The 19,031-nt window shown below is 67.5% G+C and carries 15 protein-coding genes and 1 tRNA gene; 6 read left to right on the top strand and 10 right to left on the bottom strand.

Annotated elements, in window-relative coordinates; genetic code table 11:
* Positions 1-29: 29 nt before the first annotated feature.
* Positions 30-106 (top strand) — tRNA-Pro (locus E7V67_019240).
* 107 nt (positions 107-213) lie between these two features.
* Here E7V67_019240 and E7V67_019235 read toward each other — a convergent pair.
* The 7 genes from E7V67_019235 to E7V67_019205 all read right to left on the bottom strand — a co-directional run bounded on the left by E7V67_019235 (position 214) and on the right by E7V67_019205 (position 5,785).
* Entirely contained in the window at positions 214-1,188 is a 975-nt protein-coding gene (locus E7V67_019235; protein WUR11821.1) for an IS1595 family transposase, read from the bottom strand.
* A 177-nt stretch (positions 1,189-1,365) separates the two neighbouring features.
* A complete protein-coding gene (locus tag E7V67_019230) occupies positions 1,366-1,827 on the bottom strand; it encodes a hypothetical protein (GenBank protein ID WUR11820.1) in 462 nt (153 codons plus the stop codon).
* A gap of 18 nt (positions 1,828-1,845) precedes the next feature.
* Positions 1,846-2,064, bottom strand: a complete 219-nt coding sequence (locus E7V67_019225) for a hypothetical protein (GenBank protein WUR11819.1) — start codon at positions 2,062-2,064, stop codon at positions 1,846-1,848.
* Between the two features lie 227 nt (positions 2,065-2,291).
* A complete protein-coding gene (locus E7V67_019220; GenBank protein WUR11818.1) occupies positions 2,292-3,167 on the bottom strand; it encodes a trypsin-like peptidase domain-containing protein in 876 nt (291 codons plus the stop codon).
* A 38-nt stretch (positions 3,168-3,205) separates the two neighbouring features.
* Positions 3,206-4,204, bottom strand: a complete 999-nt coding sequence (locus E7V67_019215) for a serine protease (protein WUR11817.1) — start codon at positions 4,202-4,204, stop codon at positions 3,206-3,208.
* Positions 4,205-4,233: 29 nt separating this feature from the next.
* On the bottom strand, positions 4,234-5,313 hold the full coding sequence (locus E7V67_019210) for a hypothetical protein (GenBank protein ID WUR11816.1): 1,080 nt from the start codon (positions 5,311-5,313) through the stop codon (positions 4,234-4,236).
* A 58-nt stretch (positions 5,314-5,371) separates the two neighbouring features.
* Positions 5,372-5,785, bottom strand: a complete 414-nt coding sequence (locus tag E7V67_019205; GenBank protein ID WUR11815.1) for a hypothetical protein — start codon at positions 5,783-5,785, stop codon at positions 5,372-5,374.
* Positions 5,786-5,990: 205 nt separating this feature from the next.
* Here E7V67_019205 and E7V67_019200 point away from each other — a divergent pair, with 205 nt between their 5' ends.
* On the top strand, positions 5,991-6,701 hold the full coding sequence (locus tag E7V67_019200; protein ID WUR11814.1) for a response regulator transcription factor: 711 nt from the start codon (positions 5,991-5,993) through the stop codon (positions 6,699-6,701).
* Here the strand turns inward: E7V67_019200 and E7V67_019195 are convergent.
* Positions 6,698-12,379, bottom strand: a complete 5,682-nt coding sequence (locus E7V67_019195) for an alkaline phosphatase D family protein (protein WUR11813.1) — start codon at positions 12,377-12,379, stop codon at positions 6,698-6,700. The two genes, E7V67_019200 and E7V67_019195, sit on opposite strands and share 4 nt — an antisense overlap.
* Positions 12,369-14,033, bottom strand: a complete 1,665-nt coding sequence (locus tag E7V67_019190) for a hybrid sensor histidine kinase/response regulator (GenBank protein ID WUR11812.1) — start codon at positions 14,031-14,033, stop codon at positions 12,369-12,371. The genes E7V67_019195 and E7V67_019190 overlap by 11 nt, the downstream gene beginning before the upstream one ends.
* Before the next feature lie 609 nt (positions 14,034-14,642).
* Between E7V67_019190 and E7V67_019185 the strand changes: the two genes are divergently transcribed.
* The 3 genes from E7V67_019185 to E7V67_019175 are packed head-to-tail and all read left to right on the top strand — an operon-like array spanning position 14,643 to position 16,236.
* Entirely contained in the window at positions 14,643-14,999 is a 357-nt protein-coding gene (locus E7V67_019185) for a DUF6152 family protein (protein WUR11811.1), read from the top strand.
* On the top strand, positions 14,999-15,475 hold the full coding sequence (locus E7V67_019180; GenBank protein ID WUR11810.1) for a DUF6644 family protein: 477 nt from the start codon (positions 14,999-15,001) through the stop codon (positions 15,473-15,475). The genes E7V67_019185 and E7V67_019180 overlap by 1 nt, the downstream gene beginning before the upstream one ends.
* A 20-nt stretch (positions 15,476-15,495) precedes the next feature.
* Complete coding sequence (locus E7V67_019175; protein WUR11809.1) at positions 15,496-16,236, top strand: metallophosphoesterase family protein; 741 nt, start codon at positions 15,496-15,498, stop codon at positions 16,234-16,236.
* A gap of 170 nt (positions 16,237-16,406) precedes the next feature.
* On the opposite strand, the gene E7V67_019170 is transcribed toward E7V67_019175, so the two are convergent.
* Complete coding sequence (locus E7V67_019170) at positions 16,407-17,297, bottom strand: LysR substrate-binding domain-containing protein (protein WUR11808.1); 891 nt, start codon at positions 17,295-17,297, stop codon at positions 16,407-16,409.
* A gap of 109 nt (positions 17,298-17,406) precedes the next feature.
* On the opposite strand from E7V67_019170, the gene E7V67_019165 reads away from it, so the two are divergent.
* Positions 17,407-18,897: a succinate CoA transferase gene (locus E7V67_019165; GenBank protein ID WUR16314.1), complete on the top strand. Its 1,491-nt coding sequence runs from the start codon at positions 17,407-17,409 to the stop codon at positions 18,895-18,897.
* Positions 18,898-19,031: the final 134 nt, after the last annotated feature.

Here is a 19,031-nt window from a genome sequence, read left to right as displayed (position 1 = left end):
AAACCCCTCTGCTATAATCCGCAACTCGTCGGGGCGTAGCGCAGCCTGGTAGCGTACCTGCATGGGGTGCAGGGGGTCGGAGGTTCGAATCCTCTCGCCCCGACCATAGAATCGACGAAAAGGCCAATCCTCGGATTGGCCTTTTTGTTTTTGGCGCTGTTCGCGTTAGCTGGTGGTTGCTCCTCGTCACGGAACTTTTTCAGCACATTGGCGTCACTGGCAGCCTGGACTGTACTTGCCCGGCGCCACGCCAATGCGCAGCCAGTCCGACGGGGTCGCTGGCGAGGCGGCATCGAGTACCCGGCACCAACCGGTGTAGTTGGCCAGGTAGCGGCTGGCAACGCCGTGGAAGCGGTGCAGCCAGCCCTTGAAGCGGCTGTGCCAGCCGTTCACGTTCTGGATATGGATGGCACCGCGCGCCCTGATGCCGGCACGCACGTTGACGACCTCGTGCGTGAGGCCCGCCTCGCGTGCAAACGCCTGATAAGCCTTCGCCGCGTCGCTGATCAACAAGATGTCCGGTGCCAGCACCGGCAGCAGATGCGCCCGCAACTGCGCAGCACTGACCGGCCCGTGCCCGGTGACGAAGTCATGCGTGACACGGCTGCGGTCACGCGCGACGAGAATGCAATCGAACTCTTTGCTCAAACCGCGCCGGTGCGCCTTGCCGCCGCGCTTGCGGGCCGGCCGGGTCAGGTGGCGCGAGCCCTTCTGCGATTCGAGTAGATAGGTCTCGTCCGCCTCGACGATATTGGACAGTTTCGGACGACGTTCCCGCCGCACCCCGGCAATGAAACGGTGGCGCCATCGGAAACTGGTCGATGGCGCGACCTCGACGCGCTTGGCCGCGGCACGCACCGTGGTCGATTCCAGAAGGCAGGTCAAGTAGCCGAGCCATCTGTCGCGCAACCGGAGCCGTGCCAGCGGCGTGCCGGTCAGGGCGTTGAATGTGCGTCCGCACGCGGTGCAGCGATAGCGTTGGAGGCCGTTGGCCGCGCCGCTGCGGTGGCAACGACGACACGTGCAACGGGGACAGGAAGGCCTGCCGGCGGCGGCCTCGATCAATGAGAAGCACTGATCGCCCTGCATCGCTGTTGCCAGCAGGGCTTGTAATGCGGCCACCTCGTCAAACGTCAGCTGGCGCTGGCGCAGCGCCTGCAATACCGCCTGGAAATCCGTCGTCCCCATTGCCGGCCTCCGATCCGCATGAGATATCTCAACAGGAGATCAGACAGGCCGGCGGGACGGAAGTTCCGCTACTTAACGCGAACAGCGCCTTGTTTTTCTGGCTGCGTCGACCGGCACCGCCGGAAGCGGACCGGTTGCCGGCATGCCGGGCCGTGATTTCCGTCGCGTGCGCTGATCTTATTTCTTCTCGGGACCCGGCTGCTGCGCGCCGAAGTAGAAGCCGGTGGCGGCGGAAACGAGGGCGATGATGGGACCGAATACCAGTTCCAGGATGCTCTTCAGGTTATCGAATGTGGCACCGCCGGGTACGACAAACAGCAGGGAAAACCCGCCGATGACGAGAATCGTCAGCAATCCGAGCAGCCAGTAGGCAATGTACGATCGCGTCGCGTCCTGATATCTTCCCGGGTCGTAGTCGCCTTTTACCTCGGGCTGGCGCAGCGCCGGCGCCGCCGTGCCGACACCGACGGTGGCGTCCAGCACTTCTTCGATTTCGCCATCGTCGAGCTCGTTGTCAGCAGCGGCCTGCCCGGCTGCCGCGGTCCGGCTGCCAGCGGCCGCAGGCGCTTCCTGCTCGGTAGTGACAGCTGTATCGGCAGGGGGAACGGGCGCTGCGTCGTCTTTGACATCTTGAGTCATGTTCCCCCCCAAGCTTACTTATCGAGCAAAAATCACTTCAGATAATTTACCACTTCCATCATCGATTACCACTTTTCCACCTGCCGCGCGACGGCGCACGAGGGTGGATTCCGTGCTGATGGCGCGACTCAACGCTTCCGTCAACGAGACGTTCTGGGCCCTGGCCAGTTCCTTGAGTGCCGCCGCAACGTCCGGCGACAGGTCGGCATTGAGGCGCACTTTGGTTTTGGTCGCCATGATCTAGCCTCCGAAGGATGTGTAAGAAACCCGTATACTATACACATTTTCTACGTAGGATCGCGTTGGCGGCCCTTGTGGAAGAGCAATACCGCGCCGCCGCCAACAGCTCCCCCAGTCCGCGCATCGTCAGCCAGGTCGATCGCTTTGGCGCCCTGATGGAGCGGCTGTCGTAGCCGGGCATGCGGGCTGGCTGCTGCGGCGGTCAACGGCACGGGCCCGGCGTGCTAGGCAGCCTTGGTCGGCAGCCGTTCCAGCACTTGGGGAATGACCCGGGTGGCACTGTTCGGACAGCCACCGTAGCAATGGATGCCAAGCGTGAAATGGTTGCCGAAGCCATACATATTCTTGGTGAACACCGGACTGCCGCTCTGTCCGCCCATGGTGTCGATCATGTAGGCGAACCGGTTCGCGGTCACGCTGGCGACCGTGCCTTCCACCATGTATGGCGTGGCGTATGGCATATCGCCCGGATAGCCCGCCGTCCGTACCGGCTCGTTGGCCAGGTAGTTGGCCGGCCGTGACTCCATGCCGAAGAACTTGGTATGCGAGAAGCCAGGGCTGGGCAGCAGGATGGCGCCATAGTCGAAATCCGGCGTATGGCTGGCCACCCATTCCGGCGGCACGTAGAACGACGAGGACGTCAATACCCCGAATGGCATTGCCGCGCCGTTGCGGCCCGGGTAGACGCGGATGCGCCGCGCCAGCCCGAACGTCTTGTCATGGATGCAGTGCCCGGCGGTGTACACGGCCGTGCCGCTGAACAGGAAGCCGGTGCCGATGTACGATTGTTCGGCCGTGCCATCCCAGAACGTCATCTCCAGGAAACAGATCGCCGAGAACGGATACTTGGTGGCGTCGGGAACGGGCACGCGGTCGTCGGCGCCGCAAACGTCCATGATCGTGGCGCCGGCATGCGCGGTGGCGTCGAGGCGGGAAGAGATGTGCCTTGCGCCGGCCAGGTCGGGACCTGCGCGCTCCATCCCGGCGATGGACCGTTCCGCGAAGGGCCCTGGTTCGCATACCGAGATGATGGCGTGTTCGAGTAGGCTGGGCGCGGCGGTTGGCGCGCCCGATTCTTGTCCGCATGAGTAAGTTGGCATGTGCGTTCCTTTCGTCTGCTTCGTTCGTGCGGGCGCGGTCAGCCCGTGAACATCTCGTTGAATTGCGCCATCAGCGGATCCGCGGCGAGCGCGCTGGTGGGGATGGCATAGTTGAACGGGTCGCCGCCACGGTAGTGCAGCCCGACCACGAGGCCGGTCTCGACCTCGAGCAGGGGCGAGCCCGAACTGCCGCCCAGCGTCGAGCTGTCGTGCCGCAGGACCGGCCCGGGCAGGCCTGCAATCTGGACTGTCGGGTGCAGCTGGCCCGGCAACAAGCGCTTGACGTCATAGATGTTCTGGTAGAGCTGCTGCTCCACCAGGGAGCCGGGGTTGTCGGCGCCGGGGTAGCCCAGCACGACAATTTCGTCGCCTGCCGCCACCTGGTGGCGGGCCAGTCGCAACGGCGTGACGGGCGGCTGTTCCTCCAGCCGCAGCAATGCCAGATCCCAGCGCGGATGAACCCAATGGACGGCCGCGACCGCGAACGGGGCGCCGGGATCGCCAGGCGGATCGCTGACTTCACGGCGGAAGTTGATGACGGGCGCCATGCCGTCCCGCAAGCGCATGGCTGGTGTGCCCAGGGCCTCGGCGAACAATTCGGCCACGTGGCGGTTGGTCATCACCAGCTGCTCGCCGACGAGAAAGCCGGTACCCGCGAGGGGATAATTCAGGTCGCCGGGAATTTCGATCAGTCCGACGGCCAGCAGGGCTTCGGTCAGCGTATCGTGCAGCGGCTGCGCCATCAGATGCTGCCAGGGCGGGCCGACTTCGAAGTCGCCATGGCGCACCAGCACCGCCGGCCGGCCCACCGCGCGCACCGCCGAGAGCAAGCGCTGGGGCATGTCGAGCTCCAGCGCATGACCGTCCAGCAGGCGCCCGGCGGCGGTCCATTGTTCAGGCGACAAGCGCGCCTTCAGCTCCGCCGCGGCTTGTGCGGGCTCCGCGCCATGTCCTGGCCCGTGCGCCATGGCCGCTCCCGGCTGGCCCAGGTGGGTAAGGATGGCACGCAGCAGCTGGGTTGTATCGTTCTCATCCATGATGGCCTCTCTGTCATGAAGCATCAGAACTACTGGCGGCTGGCTTGCCAGTCGTGGTATCGGGAACTCAAGCCGCCCAGGGCGTCGTAGATATTCACCAGCGCATCCAGCACTTGCGCCCAGTTGCCTGGCGAGCGGCCGGCTTGTTCGGCCTTGTCGATACCGGCTTTCATGTCGCTGAGGATTTGCACTGTGTCGATCGTGGCCAGCTCACGGTAGGTGTGGATGTCGCTGGCCAGGTTGTCGAGCGTGATGCGCATCAGCGGATCGCCCAGGCAGGCGGTTTCGCCCTTGCACTGGCGGGCCTTCGCGAGCGAGTGTTCGATCTGGCGAGCGACGAACCAGCGGCGTAGGTTGATCGTGGCGCCCAGCCGGGTCTCGCCCATGAGTCGTGCCTCGGTGTCGACGCTATCGAAGGAGTACGCTACATGCGGCTGTTTCGGCTGGGGTGCGGCACTGAGCTGTTGCTGCGCCAATTTCAGCCCGGGTATCAGCGCGACAGCGGTCTTCCGCACCGCTTCCGCGCGCTGGCCGCTTTCGATGGCCGCCAGGATGCCCTTGACCAGGCTGCTCAGCGCGCCCAAGGACTTGAAGCTTTCCGGCGTGCCATAGGCAGGGTCCAGGCGATTGGCCGGGCGCACGTCGGACGCATACAGTGTGGCGCAGCGCTCCATTGCCTTCGTGGCCGCCTCGTCCTCTTTCCTGGATTTTTCCATAGCGAGATCGATGTCGTTGCGGCCGGCCGCGTCCGCGATACTCTTCTTGTTCTTGCGGAATTGCTGCAGATAGCTCGCATAGCTGTCGTCCTCAGGTTTTTCCGCGACGTCCTTGACCAGCTCGACGGCCTCGCCGAAGGCGCTCAGCGAGCGCAGCGTGCCGACGGTCGATTCGAGCGGCTTGCAGACCAGGTCCGCAGCGGATTTGTTGTAGTCGCCCACCAAACCCATGGCGCGTGCCTTGTCGATGTCGAGGTCGGCTTGCTGCACCACCAGCTTGGCGGCGTTCGCGGCCGCGACCGGGCCCTCGAGTGCCTTGGTGAAATTGGGCGCCGTCGCGCAGCCGGACAACATGGCGGCGGAGCAGATTGTTACGGCATAACGGATCTTCACGGTGGACTCCTTTATGGATGAATGGCCCGGCACGCGGGTCGCGCCCGGGCCGCCGCAATCAAGGCCGGGTAAAGTTGACGATGGTGTCAGCTTGTTCGAACGTGCCGGGCGCCGGCACCCCGATGCGCATGGCCTTGTCGCCGGAGAATTCCTGGATCGTGTTGAGCACGGCCTGTTCGTCCTGATAGCTGACGATGATGTCGAGCAGGTTCGGGTCCGGGTTGGCCTTCAGAGCCCACGTAAAGCGCAGGTCCTCGTCACGCGCCGCCGCCATCTTCGGCGACAGGAATTTACTGCTGAGCTGCTTGGCACGCTTGGCGTCGGCAAACACCAGGGTGTGGTCCGCATTGAAGGTCCAGTACTGCTGCGGCTCGGCGCTCTTCCACCGGCCGACCAGCTTTTGTTCGTCGGTGGCGCAGCCTGCCAGGAGCAGGCCGGAGGCCACGACGACTGCCGTGATGTGCTGTTTCATGATCGTTCCCTGTTGAGGTTGTTCAAATCCGCTGTTGGCGCGGTAAAGCCAGTATGCGCAGCGCGTCGAAGTGTGCCTATTCGGCGAACGGCTAAGCCGCGGTACTGGTCCTAGCAGGAAAAAAGTCCTATGATGAATTTCATGGGCCATCGTCTTAGGCCATTCGGTTATTCCGCCGGCTTGCCCCTCGGGGCGGGAGATTCACTTGCAAATACTGCTCGTCGATGACCATGACCTGTTTCGCGAGGGCCTGAAGCTGATGCTGGACAACCTCGGACCGGAGGTCCGGTTTGCCGAAGCAGGCACCGTCGCCGAGGCGCTTGCGCTGCTGCGCCAGCAAGCGCCCGACCTGGTATTGGCAGACCTGTACATGCCGGATGCCGATGGCCTGGATGTGCTGACGTCGTTGCGCGAAGTGGCGGGGCCGGTGCCGGTCGTGGTCTTGTCGAGCGAGGACGATCCCCGTGCGGTGCGGTCGGCCATCGGTCTCGGTGCGCGCGGCTATGTGCCCAAGTCCTCCACGGGCCAGGTGTTGCTGGCGGCGGTAGGGCTGGTGCTCGCCGGCGGCACCTACCTGCCTCCCAACGTATTGCATGAGAACGGCGTGCCAGGCGGGTGGGCCCGGCCGCTGCGCGGTGGCGCGTCCACCGCGCCCCGCCTCGTCCCCGCACCAGCGCCGGCGGACGGTTTGTCGAGCCGCCAGCGCGAAGTCTTGTTGAAGGTCGTGCAGGGCAAGGCGAACAAGGTGATCGCGCGCGAGCTGCAGCTGTCCGAAGGGACGGTCAAGGCGCACCTGTCCGCCGCATTCCGGGCCCTCGGCGTGCGGAATCGCACCCAGGCGGTATCGGTGGTTGCCAAGGTCGGGCTGACATCTGCCGAGGGCGGCAGTGCGAGTGTCGATCCCGCCTTCGGTTAGCGATCGAAGTCCGCTTTCACAGTCCAGCGCCCCCCTTCGTCCCTTACGGTCAGCAGCGCGAAACCATCGCCAGGCTTGTAATCGGCACGAACCGTACATCTGTACCGGCGTCCGCCGTCGGGATAATCGAAACCGAAGCTGTAGAACCTCTCGGCCATGTCGGCCTCGCGCGAGTTGGCGAACGGATAGGGCGCGTACAGGGCCGAACTGTGCACCGCATACACGTCGACAGCCGGCAACCCTTCTCCCTCGATCGTCAGCGTTGCCTCGCTCGAGATATGTTCGTCGCCCGACAGCAGGACCAGGCCGTGGATGCCATGGTCGGCGATGAATGCCAGCAGGCGCCGCAGCGACAAGGGGTAACCGGCCCAGCCGTCGTAGCGCAGGCAGGCGGCGCCAGCGACGGAAAGGTCTGACGGCGCATCGATCCGCCCTGGCGCCACGATGGACGGGGTCGCAAGGAATTTCGGCATTGCCGGCGCCAGCCGGTGGCGATCGCTCAACCATGTCGTCATCGCGGTGAACGAGTCGTCGCTCATGATGCGGGCGGTACGGATGTTGGCAACCGTCCGGGCATCGCGTTCGGTGCGCGTATCGGCCAGGTAGAAATGCAGGCCACGATGTTCGCACGCGAAGCCGAGCGGTTCTCGCGAGTGCAGGCGTGCCGCGCCACGGTGCGAAATCAGGTCGGCACCGCGCTGGAATTTGCGGTAGGCGGCCACGCCGGCGGCGAGATTGGCATCGCCTTGCTGGCCGGTGACCGGTTCCCAGTTGTCCTCGATCTCATGGTCGTCGAGCATGCACGCGACGCGCAGGCGCAGCACCTTGCGGACGTCTTCATTGCCCAGCAGCTTCTCGTATGGGCGCACGTGTCGGTCGTCCAGCGCGCTGGGGTCGAACAGGCCCGCGGTGGCATCTGCATAGATCTGGTCGCCCAGCAGTACCAGGAAATCCGGCTTCACCGTGGTATCGGTACTGTCCAGCAACTGCGCCAGCCGCCGGTACGACGCAAATGCCGGGACCTGGTCGAGCATGCCCGCAGGGTACTGGCAGCTGCCGACAGCGAAGCAGACTGGCGCGCCGGCACCGCCATCGGCATCGTTGGAGGAAGCGGCCTGCTTGGCGGGCGGCGACGCGACCGCCGGCTGATCCGGGGTGATCAGCGCCGCCTTCAGCTCTGTCGCGGGAGTCTGCGCCAGCAGTGCTGCCAGGGCCTCATGGACGGGCGGTGTCAGCGCCTCGATCCAATCGAGTCGCTCGTAATCGGACAGCAGGCTCTTTTGCTGTTCCAAATACCAGGCAAGCTTCGCCATCAGCTCTACATCCCAGCGCGTGCGCCATCCGACGGTTGGCGGCTCCAGGCCACCGGACTCTTCGAACAGCATCAGCATCAGCACGCCATCGGCGCCGGCCGGTACCTCGTCCGCCGCCACCTGGACCCATCCGTCCACGTCCTCTACCTCGGATGACGCATACAGTTTGACGTGCGCTACCATGATCTGCATTGGGTCGACAAGGCCGCCCGGGTTGAACATGGCATACCGCTGGCCCTGCGCCACCACCGGCACCAGCGCCACGAAGTCGGCCTCATGCAGGGTAGGGCTGGCGGCGGCCCCGACCGGCATGCGTGCGGAGCCGATCACGCTCGGCAGCCGGATGGGGCCGGTTGCCGGCAGCCGCGCGGTAAATTGCGCGGGAGGCTGGGCGTTCGTCCCCGCCCCGATACCGGGCAGCTTGGCGTTACCGGGCGGGTGCGCCGGACCGGCTGGGCTGTCGAGGAAACGCGCGATCGCCGCGAATACCCGGCTGCCTGTCCGGCCGATCAGGCTGTCCTGGTGGCCCAGGTCGTCGAATGCCTCGGTCGTGTAGGTGCACTGCGCGTCCTCGCGCAGGATCGCGTCGATGCGGCCCAGCGTGGCCACGTCGGACAGGCCGTTGCACGCGCCGTGAATGCTATGGGTGGGGAACTTCCAGCGCTGCCGCAGGCGCGCACGCTTCACATAGACATTGCGCCCGGCGCGGTTCGTGACGGTTTTTAGGCGCGCCAGGTGGATCGCCTGGTTCAACGTGACGAGGCTGTATGGGCCGAAGAAGTCGTCGATGCGATCGAGCACGGCGGCATCCAGGTTCGGCAGTTCGAAACCGCGTCCGTACAGCGCATCCATGCGGTGCCGGGTCCGCACGAAGTTGGCCCGTTGCCAGGGCCAGGGCGGATTCTCCAGGCGAAATTCGCGGTCGGGATAGGGCAGCGTGGCCAGCACGCGGTCGATCAGCTCGTCCATCATGCCCGGCGTGCCCGTCACGCGGAACGGGAACCGCACTTTCGGCAGCAGGTGCCGCACGTAGCCGGTGAGGTAGGCCCGGAAAATATTGGCCTGGCTGAACACCACCAACGGCCCCACCTGCGACAGCACGAGCTTGCCGATCCGGTCCGGCAGGGCGCGCAGTTCCTCGCGATAAGGCGCCGCTTGCGGGATGTCGCCCAGGATCGCCATGGAAAGCATGGCCGCTCCCATGCAGTGGGCGACGATGTCGATCTTCTCGTGGCCGCTCAAGGTGCACACCCGCGCCACGGCGGCCGGGATGTCGTTCTGCGCCGTGTGCTCGAAGTTCCAGGCATGCGTGGCCGTGGCCATGGCGCTGCTGGTGCGCATGTCCAGGATCCAGACGTCGCGCCGCCGCGCCGCCATGTAGCCGGCAAGATTGGGCTGGACGGCGCCATGCGCGAACGCCGTGCCGCTGGAGCTGTAGCCTGGGATCATCAGGACCGGCGGCAAGGCGGGGTCCCAATCGGCGGCGCGGTAACGCGTCAGCAGCGCGCGCACCTGCCGGCCGTCCGACAGCGCAGGGAAGTCCAGCCAAACCTGCTCGCGCTGCAAGCCCGGCAGCTCAGGCGGCAGCAGGTCCGGCGTGCGTGGCGGCGGCGTGTCCGGCTTGCGGAAGCTCCACATGTGTACGCCGAGCAGCAGGCGCAGCAGATAGCCGGCCAGGCCGGCCACATCCGCCAGCGCGGTGGGCTGGTCCTGCTGGGCGCACAGGCGCATCAGCGGCAGGTTGGAACGTACCAGGAATCCCGTGTCCAGCTCCAGTGCCGGGGGCACGCGGGCGGCCGCGAGCCGGGGGAATTGCGTCAGCGTCATGCGCGTCAGCTGGGTCCACGGATTGCTGGCGAACGCGTAGGTGAAACGTTTCGCGCCCAGGAGGGGGCGGCCCTCGAACGCGGCGGCATCGAAACCGTCCGTTGCCTCGGCACGGCCGATGGTCAATGCATAGTCGAAGCGCCGCACTTCGCCCGCGCGCGAGGCGAGCGCCAGCGCGTTGCGCCCGCGCGCCAGCAGCTTGTCCAGCAAGCCGGCCGGCGCCGGTTCGGCTGCCTGGGGCGGCGGCGCCTCCCTGTCGAACCACCACTGCCATGTGTCGCGCATGCCGCGATTGCGCAACCATGGTCCCAGGGCGCGCAGCGTGCGTTGCCATCGTCCCGAGTTCTCGCGATGGAAGAACTCCAGCGAGCCGGTCACCGGCGCTTGCAACAAGGGCGTGGGATCCTCTCCGGTACTGCCCTCGCGGCGCACGCGCCAGATGCGCCATTTTTCCAGGTCGTATACCACGAGACTGCTCCCCGGCCCGGCGTCGAGCCGGCGGCGCTGCGCGACCGAACCGGGCTTGTCTTCACCCGGCAGTATCAGCGGCGCCAGTGTGCGGGGGACGAAGTGCAGCGTCAGTTCCACCCTGCAGGCGCGGGGCTGGTTCGCGCCGTCGCGCAGCAGCACTTCGCCCGCCAGGCGTTCGGTGAACTGGACCATGGTCGCCCGCGGCATCGCGGCGGCCGGCGGTGTGCGGAAGATCGGGCGGGGCGCGAGTTGGTCTGCGTCACGCCGTTCGGTCAGTTGCCATGCTGCGCGCAGGTGCTCGGCCGCGCGCAGCGCCAGCGCGGCGATGGTCAGCGCCGGGTTGGCCGCCAGCGCCATCGGGACGATCGAGCCGTCCAGCACCACCAGCGAGTCGTAGACGTCATCGGGCCGGTCCGGGGTGGCACGAAAGACCTGGCCGTGACGATTGACCACGCCGTCGTGGGCACTGCTTCCCATCGCACAGCCGCCGAGCGGATGCACGGTGAGCAGCGGACCGCGCCGCCCGTTCAGGAGGTAGGCCATGTTGTCGGGCAGTGGCTTCCAGAGCGGGTAGGGCAGGATCTTGCCGTACCGCGCGGTATCCTTGCCGACAGCACCGGCGAGAACGTCGAGTTGCCGCGCGAACAGCGGATGATGGCGCAAGGCCGGCCAGACCACCTTCACCCCGCCTTCGGCCTTGCGGGTTCTGCCGACCAGGCGCATGCTGCCGCCCGCTCCGTCGTCGCCCATGACGGCCAGCAGCGTGCTGTGGCGTAGCGCGCGCGCATCCACCGCGCAGGGGTCGTGCCCCTCGTCGTGCTCGGCATGAACGCTGCGGTCCGGCTGCCCCAGGGCGTGCAACGTGGCGGACGTGGCCACGACTTCCTCGAACAGGCGCCGCAGCGGCCCGGGCACCGCCAGTTCCTCGACCAGCATGTCGCCGCGCGCGTCGTCGATACGCACCATGCCCGTGATGGTCGGGCCAACTTGCCGTTTATCCGGCTCGGTGCATTCGTCGGCGACGGCATTGGCTTCGTCGGCCTGGTCGTAGGCCACGGCGATCATGTCGCCGTTGCTGGAAAACCCCTGGCCCAGCTTCGGTGAAAATTTCAGGCTTGCCGAGCGAGAGCGCAGCAGCAATTCGGTCGAGCCGTACGTGCCGGCCGCCACGATCAGCCGCCGCGCATGGACGACGAAGCCCTGCGGCATGCGCCGGCGCAACCCGGCATTGGTATAGGCGACGTGCAGGCGCCAGCGTTCGCCCTTGTCGTCGCGTTCGATACGGGTGACCGTTGCGCCGGTGTACAGCTCGGCGCCGCGCCGCTTTGCCTCGGCCAGCAGGTTGGTATCGAGCGATGCCTTGGCATTGTGGTTGCAGCCCGTGGCGCAATCGCCGCACAGGGTGCAGGCAGCCAGGTCGACGCCGGCGTCATTGCGATGGGCGCGCATCGCCACCGTGATGGGGGCCGCGCCGAAGGCCGCACGTGGCGGCATGCGCGGCGCCAGGCGTTCCAGGGCCGCGTACTTGCGCGGCCGCGTGCCCGAATGATGGTCGAGTATCGTATTGTCCTTGGCACCGAGCAGGGCGCGGGCACGGGCATAATGGTCGTCCAGTTCCCCGGCCACCGCCTGGAGCCTGGCGGATACCGCCGCGGGCGGTTCGACCATCACGCCGGCGTTGATCAGCGAGCCCCCGCCCAGGCCGTTGGCGACCAGCGCGCTGACGTCGCTGCCCACCTTGACGTCGAACAGCCCCTCGCGGCGGCCGCGCGGCCTGGCCGTTCCTTCCGTGGAAAAACGTACGTGGCCGGCGAGCTCGGCCATTCCCGACGGAAAGGCACCCGGCAGGTATTCGCTGCCGCGCTCCAGCACGCACACGGCGGCCGGGTGGCCATCAGCAGTGTGGTAACCGGCCAGCGTACTGGCCGCCATCGCGCCGCCGTAGCCGCTGCCGACGATGACGACCTCGAAGTCGATACCGGTCCTGGGGCTGTCGCCCAGGCGTTCGTGCAACAGCTCCAGCCCCTGGGACAACCAGGCGCTGGCGCGCGGTGGCTTAGCGGACATGACGTTCCTTCGATGGTGACGTGACGAGTTCGGCCACGAGCTGCTGCAGCTGGGCCACGGGCGTGGGTTTGTGCAGCAGCGGGATGTGTGCATCGCTGGCTTCGCGCAAGCGCTCCGGCGACGTGTCGCCGCTGATCAGGATGGCTGGCAGCCCCGGCAGGCGCGCGCGCACGGCGTGCACGGTGGCGATGCCGGTATCGCCGCCGCGTAGCCGCAGGTCGACCAGCAGCAGGTCCGGCTTGACGCGCTCGAGCGCCAGCAGCGCCTCGGCCGTACCGTTGGCGAGGACTGGCGCGGCACCGAGCTCGTGCAGCAGCTCCTGCATGCTCAGGCGCACGTCCGCGTTGTCGTCCACCACCAGCACCGTCAACGCGGCCAGCGGGTTGCCGTGGAACGGCACCCGGGCCACGCGCGGACTGTCGCCCCGGTGTTCGGGCAGCAGCAGGTAGAAAGCGGTGCCGTGCCCTGGCACGGACGCCATCTCCAGCCGCACTTGCAACAGCGCGGCCAGGCGATGCACGATGGACAGGCCCAGGCCCAGCCCCTTGGCCCGGTCGCGTTCGATATTGTCGAGCTGGTAGAACTCCTCGAAGACGCGGCCTTGTTCCTCGGGCGGAATGCCCGGTCCTTCGTCCTCGATCACCAGCGCCAGCAGCCCGGCGTGCGCGTGCAGCGACAACGCGATGGTGCCGCGCCGGGAATATTTGACCGCGTTGTCGATCACGTTGCCGACCATCCGCCCCAGCAATACTTCGTCCGTCATCACGGTATCCGGCATGCCCGGATCGAGGTCGAGCGTCAGCACCAGGCCTTTTTCATGCGCGATCGGACTGAACTCGCGCCACAGTTGGCGCAGGAACGGCCCCAGCGCGAGCGCTTCCAGCTGCACCGGCACGATGCCGGCATCGAGCTTGGAGATGTCGAGCAATGCGTCGAGCTGGCTGGCCAGGCGTTCCAGGGCCTTGTCGATATGCTGGGAGATCCTGCGCGTGTCCGGATCGAGCGGGCGCAGGCTGAGCGTCGCGGCGGACAGCGCCACCGTGTGCAGCGGCTGGCGCAGGTCGTGGCTCGCGGACGCCAGGAAACGGGTCTTGGCTCGATTGGCGGATTCGGCCTGCCGCAACGCCTCGCGCAGCCGTTCGTTCAGGGCCAGCTGTTGCAAGCGGATATTGAAGGAGTCGCGGAACAGCCGGTAGGAATCATCGGCCAGCGACGTCAGGACGGCTCCGAAAATGCCGATGATCGCCGCGATCGCCAGGTCGTTGGACGACCAGCGCAGCATCAGCGCGCCGATAACGGGCAGCATGTAGCCGAGGAAAGCGGGCCGGTAACCGGCGGTCGTCGCCACCGCACCGGCGCACAGCCCCACCAGCAGCAGGCTCTGGGTCGCCATGTTGACGTCGGTCGGCGCTGGTGCCACGACCAGGACCAGGGCATGGATGCAGCCGTTGAGGGTGCTGAACGCCACCGCCACCCGCAGGCCCCGCGCGGGCGGCAGGGCGGCAACGGCATTGCTGTGCAGCACGAGCCGGCGGGCCAGCAGCGCCAACGCCACCAGGGCCAGCCAGGCGGCCAGGACGCTGTCCTGCGTGGCGGGCGGCGAGCGCCCCAGCCAGCACAGCAGCACGGCGGCGATGAAGACCGGTGCCGGCATCCTGCGGCTTTGCCTGACAAACAGGCGCAGCAGTTCTGTCTCCAGCGTTGTCAGATCGGATTGGGTCGTTGGGCCTGGCATCATCGTCGACTTCCCGCTAGAGGCGCGCGTACGCGACAACTTCACTCTACCCGAAGCGCTGGGCTAAACCAATTGGTCGATCGGCTAAGCCGCCGGGCCCGGCGGCAGTCGGGCGCGCGCGCGATTGCAACCGTGCGCCCGCAACGGTGCGGTTTTGATAAGGTAATCTGTCTTGGAGCGGTAGAGGTTTGGAATCATGGCGGAACGCGGCAAGACCAGATCGCGTGCTGACGGCTTCACGGCGGCGCGCGTGGACGAGGCACTTCGGATTGCGAATACGGACGGGGTTCACCCCGCACTGGAATACATGCAGCTGGCCGGCGTACCGCGCCAGACAGCGCTGCGTGTGCTGTGCTCGCCCGCCCTGCACCGACAGCGCGAACGGCGTCGCAATCCCCGTTGAGCAGGCGCCGGGTTGCGCTGGCGGCAGCGTCAGCGGTAGTATCAGCACACCGTGATACCAAGGTAACACCACGGTCCCCGCGCTGCCGAGCGCGCGATCTCGAAGTCCCATCGCAGGGAGGCTTCATGTACCGCACCAACATCCTTTGCAGCACCGTGCTCGCCACCGCGCTGTGCGCCCCCGCCGCCCTGGCCCACCACGGCTGGAGCGAATACGACGCCACCAAGCCCCTCAACCTGGCCGGCACCATCGTCGAAAGCGGCTACACGCAGCCGCATGGCTACGTCCTGCTGCAGTCGGCCGACAAGCGCTGGCACAGCGTGCTGGCGCCGCCGTCGCGCATGGAGGGCCGCGGGCTGGCGAAAGAGGCGCTGGCCGCCGGCGCCAAGGTCACCGTGTACGGCTATCCTCACCGCAGCAAGCTCGACGAGCTGCGTGCCGAGCGCATCACCGTGGGCGACAAGACCACCGAATTGCGCTGATGGACTGGCAGGCCTGGCTGGCCGCGACGACCGTTGCCCGGGCCATGCGGACCGACCCGTGGCTGTATCCCATCGTCGAGACCTGCCATATTGTCGGCTTCGCCGTGCTGGTCGGCGCGGTCGCGCTGTTCGACCTGCGCCTGCTGGGCTGCGGCCGGGCGTTGCCGCTGCGCGCGCTGGCGGCGCACCTGCTGCCATGGGCGCTGGGCAGCCTGCTGGTGATCGTGCCGGCGGGCTTGCTGATGTTCTCGACGCAGCCAGGCGACTTCCTCGCCAACCCGGCCTTCCTGCTGAAGCTGGCGCTGTTGCTGGCTGCCGGCGTCAACGCCGCCGCCTTCCACCTCGGCATCTGGCGCCGCGCCGCCGGCTGGAATACGGACGTCACGCCGCCCTGGCCGGCGCGGCTGCACGCGCTGCTGTCGCTGGCGCTGTGGTTGGGCGTGATCGCCTGCGGGCGCCTGCTGGCCTACGTCTGAGCCGGCGTATACTGGCAGTCATGAGAATCGCCGCCATCTCCGACATCCACGGCAACCTGCCGGCGCTGGACGCCGTGCTGGCCGATATCGCCCGCCGTGGGGCGGACGTGATCGTCGATCTGGGCGACCTGCTGTCCGGCCCCTTGCAGCCGCGCGAGACGGCCGAGCGCCTGATGGCGCTGGAGCTGCCTACGGTGGCCGGTAACCACGAGCGCCAGGTGCTCACGCACGCGCCCGCGCGGATGGGCGCCGCCGACCGCCACGCCAACGAACGGATCACGCCGGCCCAACGCGCCTGGCTGGCCGCCTTGCCGGCCACGCTGCGGCTGGGCGACGACGTGCTGCTGGTGCATGGTACGCCCACGTCGGACCTGACCGGCTGGCTCGAAACGGTGACCCCGGCGGGGATGCGCCCCGCCACCCATGCCGAAGCGCTGGAGCGGGCAGGGAACGCCGCCGCCAGCCTGCTGCTGTGCGGGCACACCCACGTGCCGCGTGCGCTCCGGCTGGAGGACGGCCGCCTGGTCGTCAACCCCGGCAGCGTGGGGCTGCAGGCCTACGAGGACGGCGATCCCTACCCGCACCGGATGGAAAACGGCACGCCGCACGCGCGTTACGCCATGGTCGAGCGAGCCGCCGGCGGCTGGACGGTCGCGCATGTGGCGGTGCCCTACGATTGGGACGGTGCCGCCGCGCTGGCGCTGCGGCACGGCGCGCCCGACTGGGCCCACGCCTTGCGGACGGGACGCATGCCGGGCTAGGCCAGCGCCCGGCATCGCGCGCGTCCGCAACGGCGGCACCCCGAGGCCACGTTCGACGTCGGCGCCGCGTGGGCGCTGTCGCAGCACTGCCAGCGCGATGCCGCCGCGATGCGCGGCCTGGATCGGCGTACCGCCGATCGGGCCTGGACCGTCGGCTGCTCGATGCGGCCCTAGCCGGTACCCCGGTCCAGTACTTCCGCGCACACGTCCAGCCAGGCCCGCGCCGCGTGCGACAGGTAGCGGCCGTTCCACACGTGCGCCACCTGCCAGGGCAGTTGCGGTTCGACGATGCGCACGGCCTGCAGCTTTTCGTCCGCCAGCCGGTCGACGAACAGCTCCGGCAGCAGCGCGATGCCGATACCGGCCGAGGCCATCTCCACCAGCCAGTCCCATTGCCCGCTTTGCGCCACCACGCGCGGCTCGAAGCCGGCGGCCGCGAAGGCGCGGCGCAGGGTGCGCGTCAGCGCGAATTCGTCCGTCAGCAGCACCAGCGGCAGGTCGCGCAGCGCGGCCAGCCTGAGCGTGCGGCGGTGCGGCTGGAACGTGCCGGCGGCGGCCAGCGCCCAGATCGGGCTGGTCGCCACCGGCAGCGCCTGCACCGCCAGCGCCGGGTCGGCCGGCAGCACCGTCATGCCCAGTTCCAGTTCCCCCGCCGCCACCTGTTTTTCGACCTGCTGGCCGGCTTCCTCGCGCAGCACCAGCACGATGTCCGGATGGCGTTCGCGGAAGGCCTTTAGCACCGGGGTGAACAGCAGGTTGATCATCGGCGGGATGCCGATCGTCAGCGTGCCGCGCCGGGCCGCCTGGATGTCGCGCACCTCGTCGGCCAGCGTGCGCAGTGTCGCCAGCATCTCCTGGCCGCGCTGGAACACGACGCGGCCCGTGTCCGTCAAGGTCAGGCGGCGGCCATCGCGGTTCAGCAGCGGGGTGCCCAGCTCCTGCTCCAGCTGGTGCACCATCTTGCTGATGGTCGATTGCGTCACGTGCAGCTGCTCGGCCGCCTGCGTGAAGCTGGACAGGCGGGCCGTTTCGACGAAGTAGCGCAGCGATCGAACGTCCATGAACTTTCCGAATGAAGTTGGAGAATTTAAGTCATATTATCCATGAACCGCTGATCGTAGACTGTGCCCTCAAAGAAGAGAATTCGAGGAGCACAGCATGAACGAAGCACTGTACGCCCACCGCATCCGCCGTCCCGAGCTGCTGGAGCGCGTGATGCCCGCCGCCGCCGCCGCGCGCCTGTTCGCCCCGGCGATGACGGTCGGCATGAGCGGCTTTACCCGTGCCGGCGACGCCAAGGCGCTGCCGCGCGCCCTGGTCGAGCGCTCGCGCTCCGAACCCCTAGGCCTGACCCTGATCACCGGCGCCTCGCTGGGCAACGACAGCGACGGCCTGATGGCCGATGCCGGCGTGATCGCGCGGCGCCTGCCGTTCCAGGCCGACGCCACCTTGCGCCGCAGGATCAACACGGGCGAGGTGCGGTTCATCGACCAGCACCTGTCCGAGACGGCCGAGCAACTGCGCAGCGGCGCGCTGCCCGCCATCGACATTGCCGTCATCGAAGCGGTGGCCATCCGCGGCGACGGCGGCATCGTGCCGACGATGGCGGTCGGGAACAGCGCCAGTTTCGTGCAGAGCGCGAAACAAGTCATCGTCGAGCTGAACCTGGCCGCGCCGCTGGCGCTGGAAGGCCTGCACGACATCTACCTGCCGCGGCCGCGACCCGAGCGCGCGCCGATCCCGCTGGCCGCGCCGGGCGAGCGCATCGGCACGACGGCGATCCCTGTGGACCCGGCCCGCATCGCCGCGATCGTCATCACCGACAGTCCGGACAGCCCGTCCAACGTGCTGCCCCCGGACGCCGAGACGGACGCCATCGCCCGCCACGTCATCGCGTTCCTGGAAGGGGAGGTGGCGGCCGGCCGCATGACGCCGCGGCTGCTGCCGCTGCAGGCCGGCATCGGCACCATCGCCAATGCCGTGCTGCATGGGCTGGCGCACTCCTCGTTCCGCGATCTGACGATGTACTCGGAGGTGCTGCAGGACTCGGCCATCGCGCTGCTCGACGGCGGCCAGCTGGCGCTGGCCTCGGCGTCGTCGATCACGCTGTCCGCGCCCATGCACGAGCGCTTCCTGGCCCATATCGAGCGCTATCGCGACCGCATCGTGCTGCGCCCGCAGGAGATCAGCAACCATCCGGAGATCGTGCGCCGGCTCGGCATCATCGGCCTGAACACGGCGCTGGAGTTCGACATCTACGGCAACGTCAACTCGACCCATGTGGGCGGCACCCACATGATGAACGGCATCGGCGGTTCGGGCGACTTCGCCCGCAACGGCGAGCTGGCGATTTTCGTCAGCAAGTCGGAGGCGAAGAATGGCGCCATCTCCAGCGTCGTGCCGATGGTCGCGCATGTGGACCACACGGAGCACGACGTCGACGTGCTCGTCACCGAATGGGGGTTGGCGGACCTGCGCGCCCTGGCGCCGCGCGAGCGGGCGCCGCTGATCATCGAGCGCTGCGCCCACCCGGCCTATCGCGCCGCGCTGCGCGACTACCACGAGCGCGCGCTGCTGCGCGGCGGCCAGACGCCGCACCTGCTGGAAGAGGCGCTGGGCTGGCATGAGCGTTACCGGCTGACCGGGTCGATGCAACCGTAAGCGCCGCGGTTCCTTTTGGAAACTTTGCCATAAAGCTACCTCAACACATTGGCTTTATGGCATCATCTTGCCTGTAGATAATTTGTCATGCGCGGCTGCACTCGCGGCCTGCATCGTCGCACGCAACCCATCCT

Source organism: [Empedobacter] haloabium, assembly GCA_008011715.2.
Lineage (GTDB): Bacteria > Pseudomonadota > Gammaproteobacteria > Burkholderiales > Burkholderiaceae_D > Rugamonas > Rugamonas haloabia.
The sequence above is the reverse complement of the archived record's forward strand: the minus strand, read 5'-3'. Positions and strand labels throughout refer to the sequence as shown.

Excerpts from the sequence above, each read along its gene's own strand:
- E7V67_019170 (WUR11808.1), bottom strand. The coding sequence starts at position 17,297 with ATGGACGTTCGATCGCTGCGCTACTTCGTCGAAACGGCCCGCCTGTCC.
- E7V67_019220 (WUR11818.1), bottom strand. The coding sequence starts at position 3,167 with ATGCCAACTTACTCATGCGGACAAGAATCGGGCGCGCCAACCGCCGCG.
- E7V67_019225 (WUR11819.1), bottom strand. The coding sequence starts at position 2,064 with ATGGCGACCAAAACCAAAGTGCGCCTCAATGCCGACCTGTCGCCGGAC.
- E7V67_019190 (WUR11812.1), bottom strand. The coding sequence starts at position 14,033 with ATGCCGGCACCGGTCTTCATCGCCGCCGTGCTGCTGTGCTGGCTGGGG.
- E7V67_019235 (WUR11821.1), bottom strand. The coding sequence starts at position 1,188 with ATGGGGACGACGGATTTCCAGGCGGTATTGCAGGCGCTGCGCCAGCGC.
- E7V67_019180 (WUR11810.1), top strand. The coding sequence starts at position 14,999 with ATGGACTGGCAGGCCTGGCTGGCCGCGACGACCGTTGCCCGGGCCATG.
- E7V67_019195 (WUR11813.1), bottom strand. The coding sequence starts at position 12,379 with ATGTCCGCTAAGCCACCGCGCGCCAGCGCCTGGTTGTCCCAGGGGCTG.
- E7V67_019230 (WUR11820.1), bottom strand. The coding sequence starts at position 1,827 with ATGACTCAAGATGTCAAAGACGACGCAGCGCCCGTTCCCCCTGCCGAT.
- E7V67_019215 (WUR11817.1), bottom strand. The coding sequence starts at position 4,204 with ATGGATGAGAACGATACAACCCAGCTGCTGCGTGCCATCCTTACCCAC.
- E7V67_019185 (WUR11811.1), top strand. The coding sequence starts at position 14,643 with ATGTACCGCACCAACATCCTTTGCAGCACCGTGCTCGCCACCGCGCTG.
- E7V67_019205 (WUR11815.1), bottom strand. The coding sequence starts at position 5,785 with ATGAAACAGCACATCACGGCAGTCGTCGTGGCCTCCGGCCTGCTCCTG.
- E7V67_019175 (WUR11809.1), top strand. The coding sequence starts at position 15,496 with ATGAGAATCGCCGCCATCTCCGACATCCACGGCAACCTGCCGGCGCTG.